The 18,543-nt window shown below is 68.5% G+C and carries 15 protein-coding genes and 1 tRNA gene; 6 read left to right on the forward strand and 10 right to left on the reverse strand.

The window, feature by feature from the left end; all coding sequences use genetic code 11:
• Positions 1-5 precede the first annotated feature (5 nt).
• Positions 6-2,498: an ABC transporter permease gene (locus ACFJIX_RS30825; protein ID WP_377156788.1), complete on the reverse strand. Its 2,493-nt coding sequence runs from the start codon at positions 2,496-2,498 to the stop codon at positions 6-8.
• A gap of 256 nt (positions 2,499-2,754) precedes the next feature.
• On the opposite strand from ACFJIX_RS30825, the gene ACFJIX_RS30830 reads away from it, so the two are divergent.
• Both ACFJIX_RS30830 and ACFJIX_RS30835 read left to right on the forward strand, forming a co-directional pair.
• Entirely contained in the window at positions 2,755-3,138 is a 384-nt protein-coding gene (locus tag ACFJIX_RS30830) for a hypothetical protein (RefSeq protein WP_377156789.1), read from the forward strand.
• Positions 3,033-3,575, forward strand: coding sequence for a dioxygenase (locus ACFJIX_RS30835; protein WP_377162079.1), 543 nt, complete (start codon positions 3,033-3,035; stop codon positions 3,573-3,575). The genes ACFJIX_RS30830 and ACFJIX_RS30835 overlap by 106 nt, the downstream gene beginning before the upstream one ends.
• A 27-nt stretch (positions 3,576-3,602) precedes the next feature.
• On the opposite strand, the gene ACFJIX_RS30840 is transcribed toward ACFJIX_RS30835, so the two are convergent.
• The 8 genes from ACFJIX_RS30840 to ACFJIX_RS30875 all read right to left on the reverse strand — a co-directional run bounded on the left by ACFJIX_RS30840 (position 3,603) and on the right by ACFJIX_RS30875 (position 10,256).
• Positions 3,603-4,520: an aspartyl/asparaginyl beta-hydroxylase domain-containing protein gene (locus tag ACFJIX_RS30840; RefSeq protein WP_377156791.1), complete on the reverse strand. Its 918-nt coding sequence runs from the start codon at positions 4,518-4,520 to the stop codon at positions 3,603-3,605.
• Between the two features lie 30 nt (positions 4,521-4,550).
• Positions 4,551-5,753 carry an MFS transporter gene (locus ACFJIX_RS30845; RefSeq protein WP_377156793.1) on the reverse strand — a complete coding sequence of 401 codons (1,203 nt, stop codon included), beginning with the start codon at positions 5,751-5,753 and terminating at the stop codon, positions 4,551-4,553.
• Between the two features lie 166 nt (positions 5,754-5,919).
• Positions 5,920-5,994, reverse strand: a tRNA-Gly gene (locus tag ACFJIX_RS30850).
• A 57-nt stretch (positions 5,995-6,051) separates the two neighbouring features.
• The gene (locus tag ACFJIX_RS30855) at positions 6,052-6,585 is read right to left on the reverse strand and encodes a hypothetical protein (protein ID WP_377156794.1); all 534 of its coding nucleotides are present in this window, start codon (positions 6,583-6,585) and stop codon (positions 6,052-6,054) included.
• Between the two features lie 107 nt (positions 6,586-6,692).
• Positions 6,693-7,448, reverse strand: coding sequence for an SDR family oxidoreductase (locus ACFJIX_RS30860; RefSeq protein WP_377156795.1), 756 nt, complete (start codon positions 7,446-7,448; stop codon positions 6,693-6,695).
• Between the two features lie 54 nt (positions 7,449-7,502).
• Complete coding sequence (locus tag ACFJIX_RS30865) at positions 7,503-8,078, reverse strand: TetR/AcrR family transcriptional regulator (protein ID WP_377156797.1); 576 nt, start codon at positions 8,076-8,078, stop codon at positions 7,503-7,505.
• Between the two features lie 81 nt (positions 8,079-8,159).
• Positions 8,160-9,002, reverse strand: coding sequence for a 2,5-didehydrogluconate reductase DkgB (dkgB, locus tag ACFJIX_RS30870; RefSeq protein ID WP_377156799.1), 843 nt, complete (start codon positions 9,000-9,002; stop codon positions 8,160-8,162).
• Between the two features lie 45 nt (positions 9,003-9,047).
• Positions 9,048-10,256: an MFS transporter gene (locus tag ACFJIX_RS30875; protein ID WP_377156801.1), complete on the reverse strand. Its 1,209-nt coding sequence runs from the start codon at positions 10,254-10,256 to the stop codon at positions 9,048-9,050.
• 205 nt (positions 10,257-10,461) lie between these two features.
• On the opposite strand from ACFJIX_RS30875, the gene ACFJIX_RS30880 reads away from it, so the two are divergent.
• Positions 10,462-12,033, forward strand: coding sequence for a DUF1810 family protein (locus ACFJIX_RS30880; RefSeq protein ID WP_377156802.1), 1,572 nt, complete (start codon positions 10,462-10,464; stop codon positions 12,031-12,033).
• A gap of 88 nt (positions 12,034-12,121) precedes the next feature.
• Positions 12,122-13,018, forward strand: a complete 897-nt coding sequence (locus ACFJIX_RS30885; protein WP_377156804.1) for a LysR substrate-binding domain-containing protein — start codon at positions 12,122-12,124, stop codon at positions 13,016-13,018.
• A gap of 51 nt (positions 13,019-13,069) precedes the next feature.
• On the opposite strand, the gene ACFJIX_RS30890 is transcribed toward ACFJIX_RS30885, so the two are convergent.
• Entirely contained in the window at positions 13,070-14,548 is a 1,479-nt protein-coding gene (locus ACFJIX_RS30890; RefSeq protein WP_377162082.1) for an NAD-dependent succinate-semialdehyde dehydrogenase, read from the reverse strand.
• A 382-nt stretch (positions 14,549-14,930) separates the two neighbouring features.
• Here ACFJIX_RS30890 and alaS point away from each other — a divergent pair, with 382 nt between their 5' ends.
• Together alaS and ACFJIX_RS30900 are read left to right on the forward strand one after the other, a co-directional pair.
• Positions 14,931-17,564, forward strand: coding sequence for an alanine--tRNA ligase (gene alaS / locus ACFJIX_RS30895; protein WP_377156805.1), 2,634 nt, complete (start codon positions 14,931-14,933; stop codon positions 17,562-17,564).
• 123 nt (positions 17,565-17,687) lie between these two features.
• Positions 17,688-18,440, forward strand: a complete 753-nt coding sequence (locus ACFJIX_RS30900; RefSeq protein ID WP_377156807.1) for a UPF0149 family protein — start codon at positions 17,688-17,690, stop codon at positions 18,438-18,440.
• Positions 18,441-18,543 lie beyond the last annotated feature (103 nt).

The following is an 18,543-nucleotide window of genomic DNA, read 5'->3' on the forward strand; positions in this document are numbered from 1 at the left end:
AGAGGTCAGTTCGTATCGGCCTCGCGCAGCGTCTGGACGACCGGGCGCTGCAGCACCCCGCGCAGCGCCCACCAGCCCGCGAGTTGCGCCAGCACGGCGCCGCCGATGGTCGTGCCGATCAGCACCCAGGGCTTGAACTGCCATTCGAAGTCGAAGGCGTAGTGCGTCAGCGCCCACCCCAACGCCTGGGCGGCGATGCCGGCGAGGAAACCGGCGAGCGCCCCGAGCCCGAGCAGCTCGGCCCGCTGTACCGCGGCGAGCAGCGCGCTCGACGCGCCGAAGGCCCGCATCAAAGCGAACTCCCGCGTGCGCGCATCACGTGACCCCACCGCCGCCACCAGCAGCACGACCACGCCCAGCGCCAGCGCCACCGCGAACAGCAGCTGCACGGCCATGATCACCTGCTCCAGCACCTGCTGCACCTGCTTGAGCTCGGCCGAGACGTCGATCAGCGTGAGGTTGGGGAACTCCTTGACCAGCTGGCGATCGAGCGCCGCCGCGGCGCCCTGCCCTTCCGGCGAGCGGTACGCGGAGATGAAGCTGACCGGCAGCTCCGGCATCTCCGCGCGCGGGTACAGCACGAAGAAGTTGACCCGCATCGATCCCCAGTCGACCTTGCGCAGCGAGGTGATCTTCGAATCGACCAGCACGCCCGCGATGTCGAAGCGCATCGTGTCGCCGAGCTTCAGGCCGAGCTGTTCCGCGAGGCCCTGCTCGACGCTGACGCCGTCCTTCTCCTCGGCCGTCCAGGTCCCGCCGGCGATCAGGTTGTGCGACGGCAGCGTGCCGCTGTGACTGAGGTTGAACTCCCGCTCCACCAGACGCTGGGCGCGCTCCTCGGTGAAGCGGCTGGCCTTGATCGCCTCGCCGTTGATGGCGACCAGCCGGCCGCGGATCATCGGGTACCAGTCGTAGTCCTTCACGCCGGCCTTGTCGAGATCGCCACGGAAACCCGGGCCCTGCTCCGGCTGGATGTTGATGACGAAACGGTCCGGCGCGTTCACCGGCGTCGCGGCGCGCCAGCTCTCGATCAGGTCGGTGCGCATCAGCACCAGCAGCGCCAATGCGAGCAGCCCCAGCGACAACGAGCCGACCTGCAGCACCGCGAAGGCCGGCCGCGCGGCGACCTGCCGCGTCGCCAGCAGCAGCCAGCGCGGCGCGCCGGCCTGCGGCACGAGCCGACGCAGCGCCAGCACCGCGCCATACGCCAGCAGCGCGAAGAGGCCCAGCGCGACCGCGAAGCCGCCGGTGGCGAACAACCCCAGGCGCCAGTCCGCCGACAGCGCCGTGAGCACCGCGGAGAAGCCGATGACACCGGCCAGCAGCACGGCGATCGACCCCATCTTCGGTCGGCCCAGTTCGCGGCGGATCACGCGCAGCGGCGGCACGGCCGCGAGTTGCAGCACCGGCGGCAGGCCGAAGCCGAGCAGCAGGCTCATGCCCATGCCCAGGCCCAGCAACACCGGCCAGAGGCCCGGCGCCGGCAGATTGACCTCGATCAGTCCCGCCAGCATCGCGATGAAGCCGTAATGCAGCAGGAATCCGAGCAGCACGCCGATCGCGCTGCCGATCAGGCCGACGGTGGCGAACTCCAGCGTGAACACCCAGGTCAGCCGGCGCTGCGGCTGGCCAAGCACGCGCAGCATCGCGCAGTCGTCCAGGTGACGGTTGGCGAATTCCCGCGCCGCGAGCGCGACCGCGATGGCGGCGAGCAACGCGGCCAACAGCGCGACGAGGTTCAGGAACTTGGTCGCGCGGTCCAGCGTCTGGCGCATCTCGGGGCGGCCGGTCTCGAGCGACTCCAGCCGCACGCCGCGCCAGTTGCCATCCTTCATCTGCTGGCGGGCCTGCGCGTTGAACTGCTGCACCGAGGTCGCCTGGCCGATCACCGCGAAGCGGTAGGTGATGCGGCTCGCGGGCTGGATCAGCGCGGTCGCGGCGATGTCGGACTGCGCCAGCATCACGCGCGGCGCGAAGTTCATGAAACCGGCGCCGCGATCGGGCTCGTTGGCGATCTCGCCGGCAATCTTCAGCGTCAAATCACCGAGCAGCAGCGGATCGCCGACCTTCAGTCCCAATGCGCTCAGCACGCCCGGATCGACCCACACGGTGCCGGCCGCCGGCGCGCCGACCTGGCGGCCGTCCTTCAGCGCCAGCGCGCCGCGCAGCGGATAACGCGGGCTGACCGACTTCACCGCCACCAGCCGGCTGCCGCCGCCCTGGTCCTCGTTGGCGCGGGCCATGCTGGGGAAGTTGAGCGTCTCGACGCTGCTCAGGTTCAGGCGCTGGGCAAGTTCCTTCAGCGGCGCGGGTGTCGGTTGATCGCTGGCGACGACCGCGTCCCCGCCCAGCAGCTGCGCCGCGTCGCGACGCAGGCCCTGGTCCAGCCGATCCGACAGGAAGGCCACCGCGCACACCGCGGCGACGGCCAGCATCAGGGCCAGGATCAGCAGATGGAGTTCGCCCGCGCGGAAGTCGCGCCAGGTCTGCAGTCCCATCTGCCGCCATAACGACGGCGGTCGGCGGCCCGTGGGAGAACCGGAAGCCGGCCGGGCCGAGGGGGTCCCGGCCGGCGTGCCGGCAGGGGCGCCGGCGGGGGTGGCGGACGGAGAAGACGGGTGCGCGCTCATGCGCGGACTGTAGCGAACCGCATGCCCGCGCGCTGGCACGGGGGTGCGGCCATGCAATCGGCTTGAACAGTCCGTGCAAGCGGTTTTGACGATGCGGCTCCCGCCCGGGCGTTCAATGGAACGCATGAACACCCACTTCCCTCCCCTGTTCGTCTCCCATGGCTCGCCGATGATCGCGCTGGAGCCCGGCGAAGCCGGCGCCTTCATGCAGCGCCTGGGCCGCACGCTGGACGCCGTCTGGGGCCGGCCGAAGGCGGTGCTGGCGATCTCCGCGCACACGACGGCGCGCGAGGCCGTCCTGCTCGGCACCGACCGGCACGAGGCGGTGTACGACTTCGGCGGCTTCCGCCGGCGCTCTATCAGCTGCGTTACGACGCGCCGGGTGACCGGGCACTGGCGACGCTGCTTGGCGAGACGCTCGCGCTGCCGGTGGTCGACCATGGCGGCCTGGACCATGGCATCTGGACCGCGCTGCGCTACATCTATCCGGACGCGGATGTGCCCGTGATCCCGCTCACGCTGACGCCGCACGCCTCGCCGGCGCAACTGATCGAGCTCGGCGACAAGCTGCAGGCGCTGTCGCGTGAGGGCGTGTTGATCCTGGGCACCGGCAGCATCACGCACAACCTGCGCCTGCTGATGCGCGCGGCGTCCGAGGACATGCCCGAGATGGCCGAATCGGCGGCGTTCAGGGGCTGGTTCGCGGAACGTTCCGCGGCCCGGGACTGGGAGGCGCTGGCGGCCTATCGCACGCAGGCGCCGGCGGCCGCGCTGATGCACCCGACGGACGAGCATCTGCTGCCCTGGTATGTCGCCGCGGGCGCGGGTGGTCGCGACGACGCGCCCATCCGCATCCACGACGGCGTCACCTTCGGCGCGCTCGGGATGGATGCCTATGCGTTCGGCCCGCAGGCCGAGCGCCTGTCCCAGGCGCTGGCCGACTGAGCCTTCAGCGGGCGGTCTGCGCGGCGGTCAGAGGAAGATGGCCGCCAGGATGCCGAGGATCAGCGCCCACTTGACGACGTAGTAGCCGGTGCGGGACTTCGCCTTGAACGCCTTGAAGAACAGGCGCACCTTGTAGGCGTGATAGAAGAACTTGTTGAGGCCGCCGATGGGCTCGCTCTCCAGGTTCTGCGTCGCGGCGGACGTCATCACCAGCTTGCCGAACGCACGGTTCAGCCAGCGGATCGGCGCGAAGTGGACCGGGCGCTCCACGTCGCAGAACAGGATCACGCGCTGATGCGTCGTGGTGTTCTCGGCGTAATGGATGAAGGTCTCGTCGAACATCACGTCCTCGCCGTCCTTCCAGTGGTACTTCTCGCCGTCGACGTCGATGTAGCAGCCGGGGTCATTGGGCGTCGTCAGGCCGAGGTGGTAACGCAACGAGCCCGCGTACGGATCGCGGTGGCGCACCAGCTTCGCACCCGGCGGCAGCGACGCGAACATCGCCGCCTTCACGCCGGGGATCTGCTTGAGCAGCTCGACCGTCTTCGGGCACAGCGCGTTCGCCGAGGCCATGTCCCGGTCGTACCACTTCAGGTAGAAGCGCTTCCAGCCGGTGCGGAAGAACGAGTTGAAGCCGATGTCGTTGTAGCCGGACGCGGCCTTGATGTAGCCCTCGTCGTTGAGCTTGAGGGCTTCCTCGCGGATCACCTGCCAGTTGTCGCGCAGCAGGCTGAGCTCGGGGAATGCCGAGGTCTTCAGGTAGGGCGTGGCGGGGGCGCGGGAGAACAGGTACATGACCGCATTGATCGGCGAGATCAGCACGGTGAAGTCGGTCAGCGCGCGGGCCAGCTTGAAGCGGACACGCCCGCGGAAGTGGGCATACAGCGCCGAGGCGATGAAGATCGCCAGCACCCAGTAACGCGTGGGCGGCAGCCAGTCGGCCATGTGCGGGACTCCAGCAAGAGAAGCCGGCGATTATCGACGATCGAATGCGAGCGACACCGCCCAGAACATCAAGCCCCCGAACGCGAGGGCGACCCCCACCCATCCGGTGGACGTCCAGCCGTGGCCGGCGGCGATCGCCAGGCCGCCCAGCCAGGGGCCGAGCGCGTTCGCCGCGTTGAAGGCCGAGTGGTTCAGCGCCGCGGCCAGCGTCTGCGCCTCGCCGGCGACGTCCATCAGCCGGGTCTGCAGCACGGCGCCGAGACCGCCGCCGCAACCGATCAGGAACACCACCGGCAGCAGCGTCCACAGGCTGCCGGCCGCGAACGGGTACAGCGCCAGCGACGCCGCGCTCCACAGCAGCAGCCCCCCGATGGTCGGCATCAGCGCGCGGTCGGCGGCCCAGGCGGAGACCAGCGTGCCCGCGGTCATGCCCATGCCGAACACGCTCAGCACGACCGGCAGCATGCCGGGGCCGGTGCGCGTGACCTCCAGCAGCGTGGACCCGAGGTAGGTGTAGACGGCGAACATGCCGCCGAAGCCGATCGTCGCGATCCCGAGCGTCAGCCAGACCTGGCGACGGCCGAGCGCGCCAAGCTCGCGCATGGCACTGGCGCCGGGCTGGACGCGATCGCGCGGCGCATGCAACGCGACCAGCGCGGCGGTCAGCAGCGCCAGCAGCGTCACGACGCCGAAGCCCCAGCGCCAGCCGGCCCACTGCCCCAGAGAGTTGGCCAGCGGCACGCCGACGATGGTCGCCACGGTGAGCCCCAGCATCATGAGACTGACCGCCTGCGCGCGGCGCGCTGGCGCGACCAGCGAGGCGGCGACCAGCGCGCCGACGCCGAAGTAGGCGCCATGCGGCAGGCCGCTGAGGAAGCGGAACAGCAGCATCGCGTGATAGCCGGGGGCGAGCGCGCTCAGGCCATTGCCGACGGCGAAGGCCAGCATCAGCGCGATCAGCAGCGTGCGTCGCGGCACCTTGGCGCCGAGCACCGCCAGCAGCGGCGCGCCGACCACCACGCCCAGCGCGTAGGCGCTGATCACGTGGCCCGCCGTCGGGGCATCGATGCCGAGATCGGGCGCGAAGAACGGGACCAGGCTCATCGCCGCGAATTCGGTCGTGCCGATCGCGAAACCGCCGATCGCCAGCGCGAGCAGGGCCCAGCCCGTGTGGGCGGCCGGCGTCGGGTCGTCGGAGAGCTGGGGGGAAGCGATCGGAGAGGCGGCGGACATGTCGGACGGCTGAAAGGAAACGCTCAGGGAGCGTTCAGGAAACGTTCAGCATTGCAACACGGATCGGGTCGCCCCACCGGTGGCGGGGACTGGAGAGCGCCCTGTGGAAGGGGCTGAGGCCGCCTGCCTGGAGCGGCGCCGTAGGCACTCGTCGGAAGCGTGTCTCTGGAGCGGGCGAAGGGAGTCGAACCCTCGTCATTGGCTTGGGAAGCCAAGGTAATAGCCGTTATACGACGCCCGCGGAGGAGGCGCATTATGGCCCAAGCCAGCGGCGGTCCAGGGGATCCAGGGCCGCCGCTCAGCGGGTGCGCTGACCGATCAGTTGAGACAGCAGGCGCTGGAGTTCTGCTTCGGCCAGCGGGTTCAGGCCCACGAAGCGGCAGCCGATGTGGACCTGTTCGCCGGCAAGGAAGGACCGGAAACTGCGCCGGATACGCACCTCGAGATCGGTCACCAGCACGAGCTGATCGCCGACCATCACCCTCGCCTGCGAGACCTTCTGGCCGAGGAACAGACCGCGCCCCTCCTCGACCGTGCCGCGCAACCCGAGACCGCCCAGCGACACGTCGTCCACGCTCAGGCTGCGGGCGCGGCCCAGCAGCACAAACTCGACGCGCACCGCAGGCCCGAGCGGCACGTCGCGGCGCGGGGTGCTGCGACGCTCGTCGCCGTCGCCGTCGACATCCTCGGAAACTGCCTCAGCGTCGGTGTCGGCCTCAGCCGCAATCACATCGACGGCGTCGACGTCGGCGGTAGCGGGGGCGATGCCTTCGGCGGCGACTGGCGCTTCATTGGCCGCGGGCGGTTTCGGTCGGAATCGGAGGCGGAACATGGGAAGGTCGGAAAGCACAGGCCCCCGGGTTGTATGCGCTCCGGGTGAACGCCTTCATGTCTGGCCGACCTGGAAACGTGACCGATTTCACGCCCGAGAACATCCGCTTACAGGACCCACCCACCGTCGATCGTGAGGCTGGCGCCGGTCATGTAGCCCGACTCGGGGCCGGCGAGGTAAGACACCAGCGCCCCGATCTCGTGGGGCTGGCCCATCCGGCCCAGCTTCAACTTGTCCTGAAGGTAGTCCGCGAACGGCGCGGTCATGTCCGTGGCGATCGGCCCCGGCTGCACGTTGTTGATCGTGATGCCCCGCGGCGCGAGATCCAGTGCGAGGTTCTGGACCATCGAGGCCACCGCCGCCTTGGTCATCGCGTACACGCTGCTGCCCGGCGACCCGGTGCGGATCGCCGTGTTGCTGCCGATGGTGATCACCCGCCCGCCATCGCGCATCTGCGCCACCGCGGCCTGGATCGCGAGGAAGACGCCGCGTACGTTGACGCTCAGAGACAGGTCGAGGTCTTCGAGCGACACGACGTCGATCGTCCCGTGTCGCAGCACGCCCGCGTTGACGACGACCGCGTCCAGCCGTCCCAGCCGCTCGGCCGCCGCGGCGACCGCCGCGCGGATCGCGACCGGATCGGCGCTGTCGGCCTGGATCGCCAGGCCTCGCCCGCCGGCGGCCTCCACCACGCCGAGCGCCGCTTGCGCCGCGTCCGGCCGCGACACATAGGTCAGCGCGACGTCGAAACCATCCTTCGCGAGTCGCTCCACGATGCCCGCGCCGATGCCGCGCGAACCACCGAAGACCAGCGCGACACGTCGAGTGCCCTGCTGATCCGGGTTCATGTTGTCATGCTTCATTGCTTCCACTCTTTTCTGGAACGATCGTTCCATAATTGGTCAAAAAAAACAGACTCACTTCAGAGCCTGCAGGGACAGTCGCGCCAACGCGCGCAATTCGGTGTCCGTCGCGCCTCCGCGCGCAGCCAGACGCAAGGCGGCGATCTGCGCGAAGACGAAGGCCACGGCGTGTTTCGCTTCAACCACCGCGGACAGCTCGCCCTTGGCCTGCGCATCCCGGAGGCGTTCCAGCAGCGCCGCCTGCATCGCCCGGCCGCCCGTCTCGCGGATCTCGACCAGCGCGGCGCTGCCTTCGCTGTCCATGCCGAACTCCTGGACCGAGCCCACGCCCAGGCAGGGCAGGTGCGCCTCGTTCACGACGCGCTTGAGCAATCGCTCGATGCCGTCCAGCGCGGTCTTGCCGCTCTTGAGCGCCTCGATGTGCCGGCTGGTCTCGCTTTGCGCATAACGCTGCAACGCCGCGCAGTACAGGGGCCACTTGCCGCCGTAGGTGCTGTACAGGCTCTGCTTGCCAATGCCCATCGAGGCGGTGAGCATCTCCGCGGAACTGCCCGCGTAGCCGTGCTCGCGGAACACCGCCACCGCGGCGTCCAGCGCTTCGTCGGGATCGAACTGCTTGGGTCTGGCCATGTGGCGGACTGTAGCGATTCTGGAATGACCGTTCCATAAATGAGGCTTTCACCTCGGACCGGTGCCAGGATCGAACCGACCTCAGTCCCAGGCGGGCGCGAAGTCCGGATTGGCCAGCCGTTCGCCGCGATCGAGCGTGGCGATGCGGGTCATGTCGTCATCGCTCAGGCGCAAGCGCAGCGCCTCCAGGTTCGCGGCCTGGTTGGCGGGCTTCGTCGACGACGGGATCACCGCGAATCCCCGTTGCAGCAGCCAGGCCAGCGACACCTGCGCCGGCGTCGTGCCATGTCGCGCGGCGATGTCGAGCAGTACCGGCTCGGTCATGACCTTGCCGTAGGCCAGCGGCATGTAGGCGGTCAGGGGCAAGCCCGCCGCCTTCGCATGGTCGACGACCTGGCGGTTCTGCAGGAACGGGTGGATCTCGACCTGGTTGGTCGCCAACTCGCCGACGCCGACGAGATCGATCGCTTCACGCATCTGCCCGACGGTGAAATTGGACAGGCCGATCGCCCGCGTCAGGCCGAGGCGCTTCGCTTCGATCAGCGCGTCGAGCGTGTTCTTCAGCGGCACCGCGCCGCCGGGCGACGGCCAGTGGATCAGCGTGAGATCGACAGCCGTCATGCGCAGCTTCGCGAGGCTCTCACGCAGGCTGGGGATCAGGCGGTCGCCGGCCAGTTGCTCGGTCCAGATCTTGGTCGTGACGAACAGCTCGGCGCGCGGCAAGCCGCTCTCGGCGATCGCCTGGCCGACCTCGGCTTCGTTGCCGTAGATCTGGGCGGTGTCGATGTGGCGGTAGCCGAGCGACAGGCCGCTCTTGACCGCATCGATGACGACCTGGCCCTTCAGGCGGAAGGTGCCGAGGCCCAGCGGCGGCATGGGGATGGCGACGGGGTGGGAGGTGGGGTGGGAGGTGGGTGTGCTCATGAGGAACTCCGGAAGATGCGGGACAGGCGCAGCGAGCGTGCGCGATCAATGGCCGACGGCGATCGGCGCGGCGCCGGCGGCACGCGCGGGCAGCGGGAAGCGGCGGTCGAGGCGACCTGCCAGCACGGTGAGCGCGAAGGCGCCGAGCACGACGATCGCGCCGATCCAGGGCGTGTGCAACAGGCCCAGATGCTCGACGATCAGACCGCCGCCCCAGGCGCCGCCGGCGATGCCGAGGTTGAACGCGGCGATGTTCAGGCCCGAGGCGACGTCGACGGCCTGGGGCGCATGCGCTTCGGCCTGCTGGACGACGTAGAGCTGTAGACCCGGCACGTTGCCGAAGGCGAAGGCGCCCCAGGCGAGCACGGTCAGCACGGCGAAGACCGGCGACTGCGCGGTGAGGCTCAGCACGAAGAGCACGGCGGCCAGCCCCAGGAAGATCAGCTTGAGCGCGCCGATCGGTCCGCGCTTGTCCGCGAGCTTGCCGCCCCAGACATTGCCGACCGCGACCGAGAGGCCGTACACAAGCAGCACCAGACTGACGCCGTTGGCGGAGATGCCGCTGACCTGCTGGAGGATCGGGGCGAGGTAGGTGAAGGCGATGAACGAACCGCCGTAGCCGACCGCCGTCATCGCGTAGACGAGCAGCAGGCGCGGCTGACGCAGCGGCTCGAGCTGGTGAAGCAGGCTGGCCGGCGCGGGCTGGGCGAGCTTGCGCGGGACGAAGGCCAGGCTGGCGAAGAAGGCGACGAGGCCGAGCGCCGCGACGGCGAGGAAGGTTGCGCGCCAGCCGAAGTGCTGGCCGACGAAGGTGCCCAGCGGCACGCCGGTGACCAGCGCGACGGTGAGCCCCGAGAACATCGTCGCGATGGCGCTGGCGGCCTTCTCGCGGGGGACGAGGCTGGTGGCGATGGTCGAGCCGATCGAGAAGAACACCCCGTGCGCCAGGCCGGTCAGCACGCGGGCGACGACGAGCGCGCCATAGCCCGGCGCGAGCCATGCGAGCAGGTTGCCGGCGGTGAACAGCAGCATCAGCGCGAGCAGCAGCCGCTTGCGCGGCCAGCGGCCGGAGAGCGCGGTGAGGACGGGGGCGCCGATGGCGACGCCCAGCGCGTACAGCGAGACCAGCAGGCCCGCGGACGGCAGGCTGACGCCGAGGTCGGCGGCCATGGTCGGGATCAGGCCCACGATGACGAATTCCGTGGTCCCGATGGCAAAGGCGCTGACGGTCAGCGCCCATAAGGCGATCGGCATGAGGGGCTCCTGCAAAGCGTGGAAAGTGAGGGAACGGTCGCCAGTGTTCCCTTTTCCAACTTGCAGAAAAAGCCGTCAATCTTCAAAACATTGTTGATTAAAAGGCAAGTTCCAGTGAGCCAACCGATGCGGCGCACCCTTCAACTGGCGAACCAATTTCACGGGCGCATCACTGCGAAGCTTCCTTCCTGCAAGAGCGCCCGCCATGCCCCATTCATTTCCAGCTTCATTCCGGAGCATCCCCTCTTCATCCGCTCAGATTCAGCACCCGACCACTGGACAGAGCCATTCGTACGGACCAGACCCCTACAAGCTGCAACGCTTCCTCGATGCGCAGAAGCAGAGGGACAGCGGGCGTGACCTGATCGACGTCGACATCAACTCAGGCCAGGTGCAACACGACTGGATGTGGTACGTCTTTCCCCAGGTCAAAGGCCTTGGGAACTCAGCGCTCTGCAATGACTACGGCATCAATTCATTGGCGGAGGCTGAAGCATTCTTCAAGCACCCCGTCCTTGGCAGGAAGATGATGGACCGACTCGACACGATTGACCATGCCCTCAGGACTCAGTACTGCATGAACGCCGACATCTACCTCGGAAAGCAGCGTGCCCCGAAGCTCGCGGCGTGCCTGACGCTCATGTTCCAGGCGACCGGCGACAAGAAGATCGAACGCTTTCTGAAGGACCACTTCGGCTCAAACCATGAGCCGACCATGAAGGTCCTGCGCGGATGGCAAGACTGGCACTACCGCCAGACGAGCGTGGACCCGTACAACCTCGAGCGATTCTTCGATCGCGATCCAAAGCGGTTTGACCGGATCGTCCAAAACCTCAGCAGAGGCTCGATGGAGCTTCAATCCTTGCCTTACATCTTTCCGCGGATGCGTCGCGCCGGCGAAACGCAACGGATGGATCGAGCAGGCATGACCTGCGAGGATGAGATGTGGACCTACGCGTACCGTCCCGAACTCCGCCGCAACTTGAACTTGGCCATGGATGCGCTGCTCGCCAACAGGGCGGGCGTCACCGCGCAGGACATCTTTGGCAAAGCCGGTGCCACGCAGGTCGAGGCGTCGATGAGATTCATCAACAGGAGCGTGGATTTAACGGACTTGTTCGACAAGTCAAAGGAGATTCTTGAACGATTCTTCGGCGCGGAGGACCGCCGAGCGCCCAAGGCCTCGCCATCCGTCGCCGACGCCACGACGGCACGTCCACACGCGCAGCCTGATCGGAACCAACGCGTCAACGCGCAGCGACTCCCGGCTGCTCATATCGGCACTTCCAAGGCGGCAAGCTCGCACGCCACGCTTGGGCAGACCGGTCCTTTCAACCCGGAACGCTTCCTGAAGACCCACGGTCGGACGATCGACAACTTCGTCAACGAGTTGCGGGCAGGCCGCAAGCAGACGCACTGCATGTGGTACGCGTTTCCTCAGCTCGAAGGCCTGGGCAAAAGCAAGGAGGCCAGGACCTACGCGCTCAGGTCGATGGACGATGCCCGTCTCTACCTGGCTGAGCCCCTCTTGAGACGGAACTACGAGCGCTGCCTCGATGCGTTGATGGATGACAGGAACAAGGGCCGCGACGCCTTGTCGATTCTGGTGAATCCGATTGACGTGCAGAAGCTCCAATCCTCGCTGACCCTCTTCCGGTATGCCGCTGACGACGACACCTTGATCACGAAGATCGACGACGTCCTGGCGCGCTACTTCGGCCACCACCTCTGCCAGCGAACGAGGGATGCCTGCTTGAATCAGCCAAGGGCGCACTGACGCAGGCGCGGCGCCATCACGCGCCTTGCGACCGTCTGGCGCGGGGCCGGCTCTATCATCCGGCCCTCCCCGCGCCCTCACGCCGTCGATGAAAAGCTCCCTCGATGAACTCGCCGTCCTCGCCGCCATCGTCGATGCGGGATCGATCAGCGCGGCGGCGGAGCATCTGGGGCAGACGGTCTCCGCTGTCAGCCGCTCGCTGAGCCGCCTCGAGCAGAAGCTGGGCACGACGCTGATGCGGCGGTCCACGAGACGTCTGGAACTCACCGAGGAGGGCCAGTTCTTCCTCGCCCGCGCCCGCAACGTGCTGGCCGCGGTCGAGGACGCCGAGGAACAACTGGCGCTGCGCCGCGACCAGCCCGCCGGGCGGCTGCGCGTGAATGCGGCCTCGCCGTTCATGCTCCATGTGCTGGTGCCGTTGATCGGCGGCTTTCGCGAGCGCTATCCGCAGATCGAGCTCGAACTCAACAGCAGCGACCAGATCATCGACCTGCTGGAGCAGCGCACCGACGTCGCGCTGCGCATCGGCACGCTCGCCGATTCTTCGCTGCATGCGCGGCCGCTCGGCAGCTTCCGGCTGCGGGTGCTCGCGAGTCCCGCCTACCTCGCCGCGCGCGGACGTCCGACCCAGGTCGAATCGCTCACGAACCACTCGCTGCTCGGTTTCACCGCGCCGGAAAGCCTCAACACCTGGCCCCTGCGCTGGTCCGGCGGCGAGGGCTATCCGATCAAGGCCGCGGTGAGCGCGTCCTCGGGCGAGACGCTGCGCCAGCTGGCGCTCGCCGGCCAAGGCCTCGTGTCGCTGTCCGATTTCATGACCGCGCGGGACCGCGCCGACGGCACGCTGGTGCAGGTCCTCGCGACGCACACGGTCGACACGCGCCAGCCGGTGCACGCGGTCTATTACCGCAACACCGCGCTGGCCTCGCGCATCAGCTGCTTCCTCGACGACCTCGCAGCCCAGATGGCGAACCTCACTGCCTGACCCACCCTGTCGTGCCCGCGTCGATGCGCGCCGGACCGCGCCATGCGACCTTCACTTGTTCACGTCGCCCACGCACAGGTACTTCGTCTCGACGTACTCGTCGATGCCCTGGTGCCCGCCCTCGCGGCCCAGGCCCGACTGCTTGACGCCGCCGAACGGCACCTCCGCCGTCGAGATCAAGCCGGTGTTGATGCCGACCATGCCGTACTCCAGGCCTTCGGACACGCGCGTGATGCGGCCGATGTCGCGGGCGTAGAAGTAGCTCGCCAGGCCGAACTCGGTGGCGTTGGCCAAGGCGACGCCCTCGGCCTCCGTGCCGAAGCGGAACACCGGCGCCACCGGACCGAAGGTCTCCTCGCGCGCGCACAGCATGTCGGCCGTCGCGTCAGACAGCACCGTCGGCTGGAAGAAGCGGTCGTGCAGCCGCGCCCCGCCGACCAGCACCTTCGCGCCCTTCTCCACCGCGTCGGCGACGTGGCGCTCGACCTTCTCGATCGCCGCGTCCTCGATCAGCGGCCCCTGCGTCACGCCGGCCTCGAAGCCGTTGCCGACCTTCAGCCCGCCGACCTTCTCCGCCAGCTTCGCCACGAACGCGTCGTACACGCCCGCCTGCACGTAGAGCCGGTTCGCGCACACGCAGGTCTGGCCCGCGTTGCGGTACTTGCTCGCAATCGCGCCCTCGACGGCGCTGTCGATGTCGGCGTCGTCGAAGACCAGGAACGGCGCGTTGCCGCCCAGCTCCAGCGACAGCTTCTTGATCGTCGGCGCGCATTGCGCCATCAGGATCCGGCCGACCTCCGTCGAGCCGGTGAACGACAGGTGCCGCACCACGTCGCTCTCGCACAGCACCTTGCCGATGGCGATGGAGTGCTCCCCGTCGCCGGTGATCACGTTCAACACGCCGGCCGGCATGCCGGCGCGCTGCGCCAGCTCCGCCGCGGCCAGCGCGGTCAGCGGCGTCTGCTCCGCCGGCTTGATCACGACCGGGCATCCGGCCGCCAGCGCCGGCGCCACCTTGCGGGTGATCATCGCCAGCGGGAAGTTCCACGGCGTGATGGCCGCGCACACACCCACCGGCTGCTTGATGACCATGTAGCGCTTGGTCGCGTCGGTCGTCGGCACGATCTCGCCGCGCACGCGCTTGGATTCCTCCGCGAACCATTCGACGAAGCTCGCGCCGTAGACGATCTCGCCGCGCGCCTCGGCCAGCGGCTTGCCCTGCTCCGCCGTCAGGATGCGCGCCAGGTCGTCCGCATGCTGGATCAGCAGGTGGTACCAGCGCATCAGGATCGCGGCCCGCTCCTTGGCCGTCTTCGCCCGCCACGCCGGCCAGGCGGCGTTCGCGGCCGTCACCGCCGCGTCGGCCTCGGACGCGCCCAGGTTGGCCACGTGCGTCAGCAGCGCGCCGGTCGCCGGGTCCTCCACATCGAAGCGGCTCGTGCCGCCCACCCACTCGCCGTTGATCAGCGCGTCGGTCTTCAGCAGGCTCGGGTCCTTCAGCTGCGCCAGCGGGGAGGTCTTGGGGTCCATCGTCGCCATGTCATATCTCCGCGTCCCGTCTCCGGGCAAGGCAGGCATCCTAGCGGCGCCACCAGGGCCGCCATGTCAACGCCGCGTCACCTCCTGTGCGCCCATGTACGGCTTCCCGGCCGGTAAGCCGCGCCTGCGGCGCGGGTTGACTCCGCATCACAACACTGCGGCGAGGGCCGGAAGGGCCCGCTCCTATAATCAAAAGCTTCGCGAAATCAGGCGCTTGCAGGCGGCCACCCGCCGCCCCGGCGTCGATCACGGGCGGACATGCGCCCGGATCGGAACCGGCAAGCCGCGCACCCGCGAAGACACAACTGGATTCACATCGCAGCGTCGTCTGCGCCACACCCGACCCGCCAGGCCCATCAAGCAAAGGACAGGCATGAAAGCCGCAGAGATCCGCCACACCTTCCTGAAGTTCTTCGAGTCCAAGGGCCACCAGATCGTCGCGTCCAGCCCGGTCGTGCCCGGCGACGACCCGACGCTGCTGTTCACCAACGCGGGGATGAACCAGTTCAAGGACGTGTTCCTGGGCTTCGACAAGCGCGCCTACTCGCGCGCGACCACGGCGCAGAAGTGCATCCGCGCCGGCGGCAAGCACAACGACCTGGACAACGTCGGCTACACCGCGCGCCACCACACCTTCTTCGAGATGCTGGGCAACTTCAGCTTCGGCGACTACTTCAAGAAGGACGCCATCGGCTACGCCTGGGAACTGCTGACGCAGCACTTCAAGCTGCCGGCGGAGAAGCTGTGGGTGACGGTGTACTCCGAGGACGACGAGGCCTACGAGATCTGGAACAAGCAGGTCGGCGTGCCCGCCGAGCGCATCGTGCGCATCGGCGACAACAAGGGCGGCCGCTACATGTCCGACAACTTCTGGATGATGGGCGACACGGGCCCCTGCGGCCCCTGCACCGAGATCTTCTACGACCACGGTCCGGACGTGGCGGGCGGCCCTCCGGGCTCCGCCAATGAAGACGGCGACCGCTACATCGAGATCTGGAACAACGTCTTCATGCAGTTCAACCGGACTGAAGACGGCGTGATGCACAAGCTGCCCAAGCCCAGCGTCGACACCGGCATGGGCCTGGAACGCCTGGCGGCCGTGCTGCAGCACGTGCACTCCAACTACGAGATCGACCTGTTCGTGAACCTGCTGGCCGCGGCCAAGCAGAGCGTGGACGCCGCAACGCCTGGCACCGGTGACTGCGACAAGGAATCCCCGTCGCTGAAGGTCATCGCCGATCACATCCGCGCCTGCTCGTTCACCGTCGTCGACGGCGTCATCCCGGGCAACGCCGGCCGCGGCTACGTGCTGCGCCGCATCGCCCGCCGCGCGATCCGCCACGGCTACAAGCTGGGCGCGCGCGCGCCGTTCTTCCACAAGCTCGTGGCCGCGCTGGCCAAGGAGATGGGCGAGGCCTATCCCGAGTTGCGCCGCGATGAAGCGCGCGTGACCGAGGTGCTGAAGCAGGAAGAGGAGCGCTTCTTCAAGACGATCGCGACCGGCATGGAGCTGCTGGAATCGGCCCTGGCCGGCGGCGCGACGCAGATCGACGGCGACACCGCCTTCAAGCTGCACGACACCTACGGCTTCCCGGTGGACCTGACCGCCGACGTCTGCCGCGAACGCGGCGTGACCGTCGACGAGCCCGGCTTCAACCGCCTGCTGGAAGAGCAGAAGGACCGGGGCCGTCAGGCCGGCAAGTTCAAGATGGCGCAGGGCCTGGCGTACACCGGCGCCGCGACCACCTTCCACGGCTACGACCACCTGACGCGTGACGAAGCCCAGGTCGTCGCGCTGTACGTCGACGGCAGCGCGGTGCAGAGCGCCGACGCCGGCGACGACGTCGTGGTCGTGCTCGACCACACGCCGTTCTATGCGGAAAGCGGCGGCCAGGTCGGTGACGCCGGCGAACTGCGCAACGCCACGACCCGCCTGGTCGTCGACGACACGTTGAAGATCCAGGCCGACGTGTTCGGCCACCACGCGCAGGTCGTCGAAGGCACGGTCAAGGTCGGCGACGTCTTCGCCGCCAAGGTCGACGCCGAGCGCCGCGCGAAGACCATCCGCAACCACAGCGCGACCCACCTGATGCACAAGGCGCTGCGCGAGGTGCTGGGCGCGCACGTCCAGCAGAAGGGCTCGCTGGTCAACGCCGAGCGCACCCGCTTCGACTTCGCTCACACCGCGCCGATGACCGCCGAGGACATCCGCAAGGTCGAGGCCATCGTCAACGCCGAGATCCTGGCCAACGCCGACACGCAGGCCGCCGTCATGGCACTGGACGACGCGCAGAAGAGCGGCGCGATGATGCTGTTCGGCGAGAAGTACGGCGAGACCGTGCGCGTGCTGAGCATCGGCTCGTCGAAGGAACTCTGTGGTGGCACGCACGTGCGCCGCACCGGCGACATCGGTCTGTTCAAGATCGTCGCCGAGAGCGGCGTCGCGGCCGGCATCCGTCGCGTCGAGGCGGTCACCGGCGACAACGCGCTGCACTACCTGCAGTCGCTGGAGACGACCGTGCAGGCCGTCGCCGGCACGCTGAAGGCCGCGCCCGCCGAACTGGAACCGCGTGTCCACGCGGTGCTGGAGCAGCTCCGCGCGCTGGAGAAGGAACTGGCCGCCGCCAAGAGCAAGCTGGCTTCCGCGCAGGGCGACGAACTGCTGTCGCAGGCAGTCGACGTCAAGGGACTGAAGGTGCTGGCGGCGACGCTGGTCGGCGCCGACGCCAAGACGCTGCGCGAGACGATGGACAAGCTCAAGGACAAGCTCAAGACCGCCGCGATCGTGCTGGCCGCCGTCGACGGCGACAAGGTCCAGCTGGCCGCGGGCGTCACCGCGGACAGCATCGGCAAGGTCAAGGCCGGCGAGCTGGTCAACTTCGTCGCGCAGCAGGTCGGCGGCAAGGGCGGCGGCAAGCCGGACCTGGCGATGGCCGGCGGCACCGACGCCAAGGCCCTGCCCGCCGCGCTGGCGAGCGTGCAGGCCTGGGTCGGCGAACGCGTCTGACTCCCCCCTCGAACAGACTCCGGGACACGGGCGACGATCGAACCGCCCACCCCGGAGTTTCGACGAACAACCTCTTCAAGGGCCCCGGTCGGGCCCTTGTCGTTTCAAGCCACTGGAGCAACCATGACTGACACCCCGATGGACGACGACTTCGGCGACTCGATCGACGTCGAGAACGCGCAGCGCCTCGGCGAGCTGCTGGCCGTGCTGGCCGGACAGGCCGATCCGGATGCGCCGGCGATCACGCTGGACACGATGGACGGCTACCTGACCGCCTTGCGGGTCGGACCGTCCGACGCCGCGCCCATCCAGGCGATGGACGCGCTGTTCGGCGAGGACTGGCCCGCCGGTCTCGACGAGCAGGACCTGACCGACGCGTTCATGGAAGCCTTGCACGTGCGCTGGAACGAGATCGGCGACAGCCTGGAACCCCAGCCCCTGCTGGAAGCGCCAGAGCAGATGCACCTGACGCCGCTGATCTCCGAGTTCGACGAGGAGACCAAGGCCGAGCTGGTCGCGCAGGGCACGATCACCGCGGAACTACTCGAGCGCATGCCCGCGCCCGGCGCGATGTGGGCGCAGGGATTCCTGCAGGCGGTCGAGGACACGAACGCATGGTCGCTGCCCGCCGGCGACGGCGCCGACGACCTGCAGGCGATGCTGGAAGCAATCGAGGCCGTGACGCTGGCCGAGGACGCCACGCCGCGCGCCGAGTACGTCCAGCGGGCCTACGAGGAGCCGGAAGGCATCGACCAGAACGCCCTGATCGACGACATGCTGTTCACCGTGCAGGACCTGCGCCTGTTCTGGATGCAGCAGCGCGTGATGAAGGAAGCGATCTCCGGACTGACCTCGGATCCGGACACGACGCACTGATCGCGCGGGATCAGACGGGCCCACGCATCGAAGGCGGACTCGGGCCGCCTCGCACAAACGCCGGCCTTGCGCCGGCGTTTTTCATGGCGCCGGCGACGAGGCA

This window comes from Roseateles sp. UC29_93, from assembly GCF_042695725.1.
In the GTDB taxonomy this organism is placed as follows: domain Bacteria; phylum Pseudomonadota; class Gammaproteobacteria; order Burkholderiales; family Burkholderiaceae_C; genus Roseateles; species Roseateles noduli_A.

Excerpts from the sequence above, each read along its gene's own strand:
- ACFJIX_RS30825 (WP_377156788.1), bottom strand. The coding sequence starts at position 2,498 with ATGGGACTGCAGACCTGGCGCGACTTCCGCGCGGGCGAACTCCATCTG.
- ACFJIX_RS30830 (WP_377156789.1), top strand. The coding sequence starts at position 2,755 with ATGAACACCCACTTCCCTCCCCTGTTCGTCTCCCATGGCTCGCCGATG.
- ACFJIX_RS30840 (WP_377156791.1), bottom strand. The coding sequence starts at position 4,520 with ATGGCCGACTGGCTGCCGCCCACGCGTTACTGGGTGCTGGCGATCTTC.
- ACFJIX_RS30845 (WP_377156793.1), bottom strand. The coding sequence starts at position 5,753 with ATGTCCGCCGCCTCTCCGATCGCTTCCCCCCAGCTCTCCGACGACCCG.
- ACFJIX_RS30855 (WP_377156794.1), bottom strand. The coding sequence starts at position 6,585 with ATGTTCCGCCTCCGATTCCGACCGAAACCGCCCGCGGCCAATGAAGCG.
- ACFJIX_RS30860 (WP_377156795.1), bottom strand. The coding sequence starts at position 7,448 with ATGAAGCATGACAACATGAACCCGGATCAGCAGGGCACTCGACGTGTC.
- ACFJIX_RS30865 (WP_377156797.1), bottom strand. The coding sequence starts at position 8,078 with ATGGCCAGACCCAAGCAGTTCGATCCCGACGAAGCGCTGGACGCCGCG.
- dkgB (WP_377156799.1), bottom strand. The coding sequence starts at position 9,002 with ATGAGCACACCCACCTCCCACCCCACCTCCCACCCCGTCGCCATCCCC.
- ACFJIX_RS30875 (WP_377156801.1), bottom strand. The coding sequence starts at position 10,256 with ATGCCGATCGCCTTATGGGCGCTGACCGTCAGCGCCTTTGCCATCGGG.
- ACFJIX_RS30880 (WP_377156802.1), top strand. The coding sequence starts at position 10,462 with ATGCCCCATTCATTTCCAGCTTCATTCCGGAGCATCCCCTCTTCATCC.
- ACFJIX_RS30885 (WP_377156804.1), top strand. The coding sequence starts at position 12,122 with ATGAAAAGCTCCCTCGATGAACTCGCCGTCCTCGCCGCCATCGTCGAT.
- ACFJIX_RS30890 (WP_377162082.1), bottom strand. The coding sequence starts at position 14,548 with ATGGACCCCAAGACCTCCCCGCTGGCGCAGCTGAAGGACCCGAGCCTG.
- alaS (WP_377156805.1), top strand. The coding sequence starts at position 14,931 with ATGAAAGCCGCAGAGATCCGCCACACCTTCCTGAAGTTCTTCGAGTCC.
- ACFJIX_RS30900 (WP_377156807.1), top strand. The coding sequence starts at position 17,688 with ATGACTGACACCCCGATGGACGACGACTTCGGCGACTCGATCGACGTC.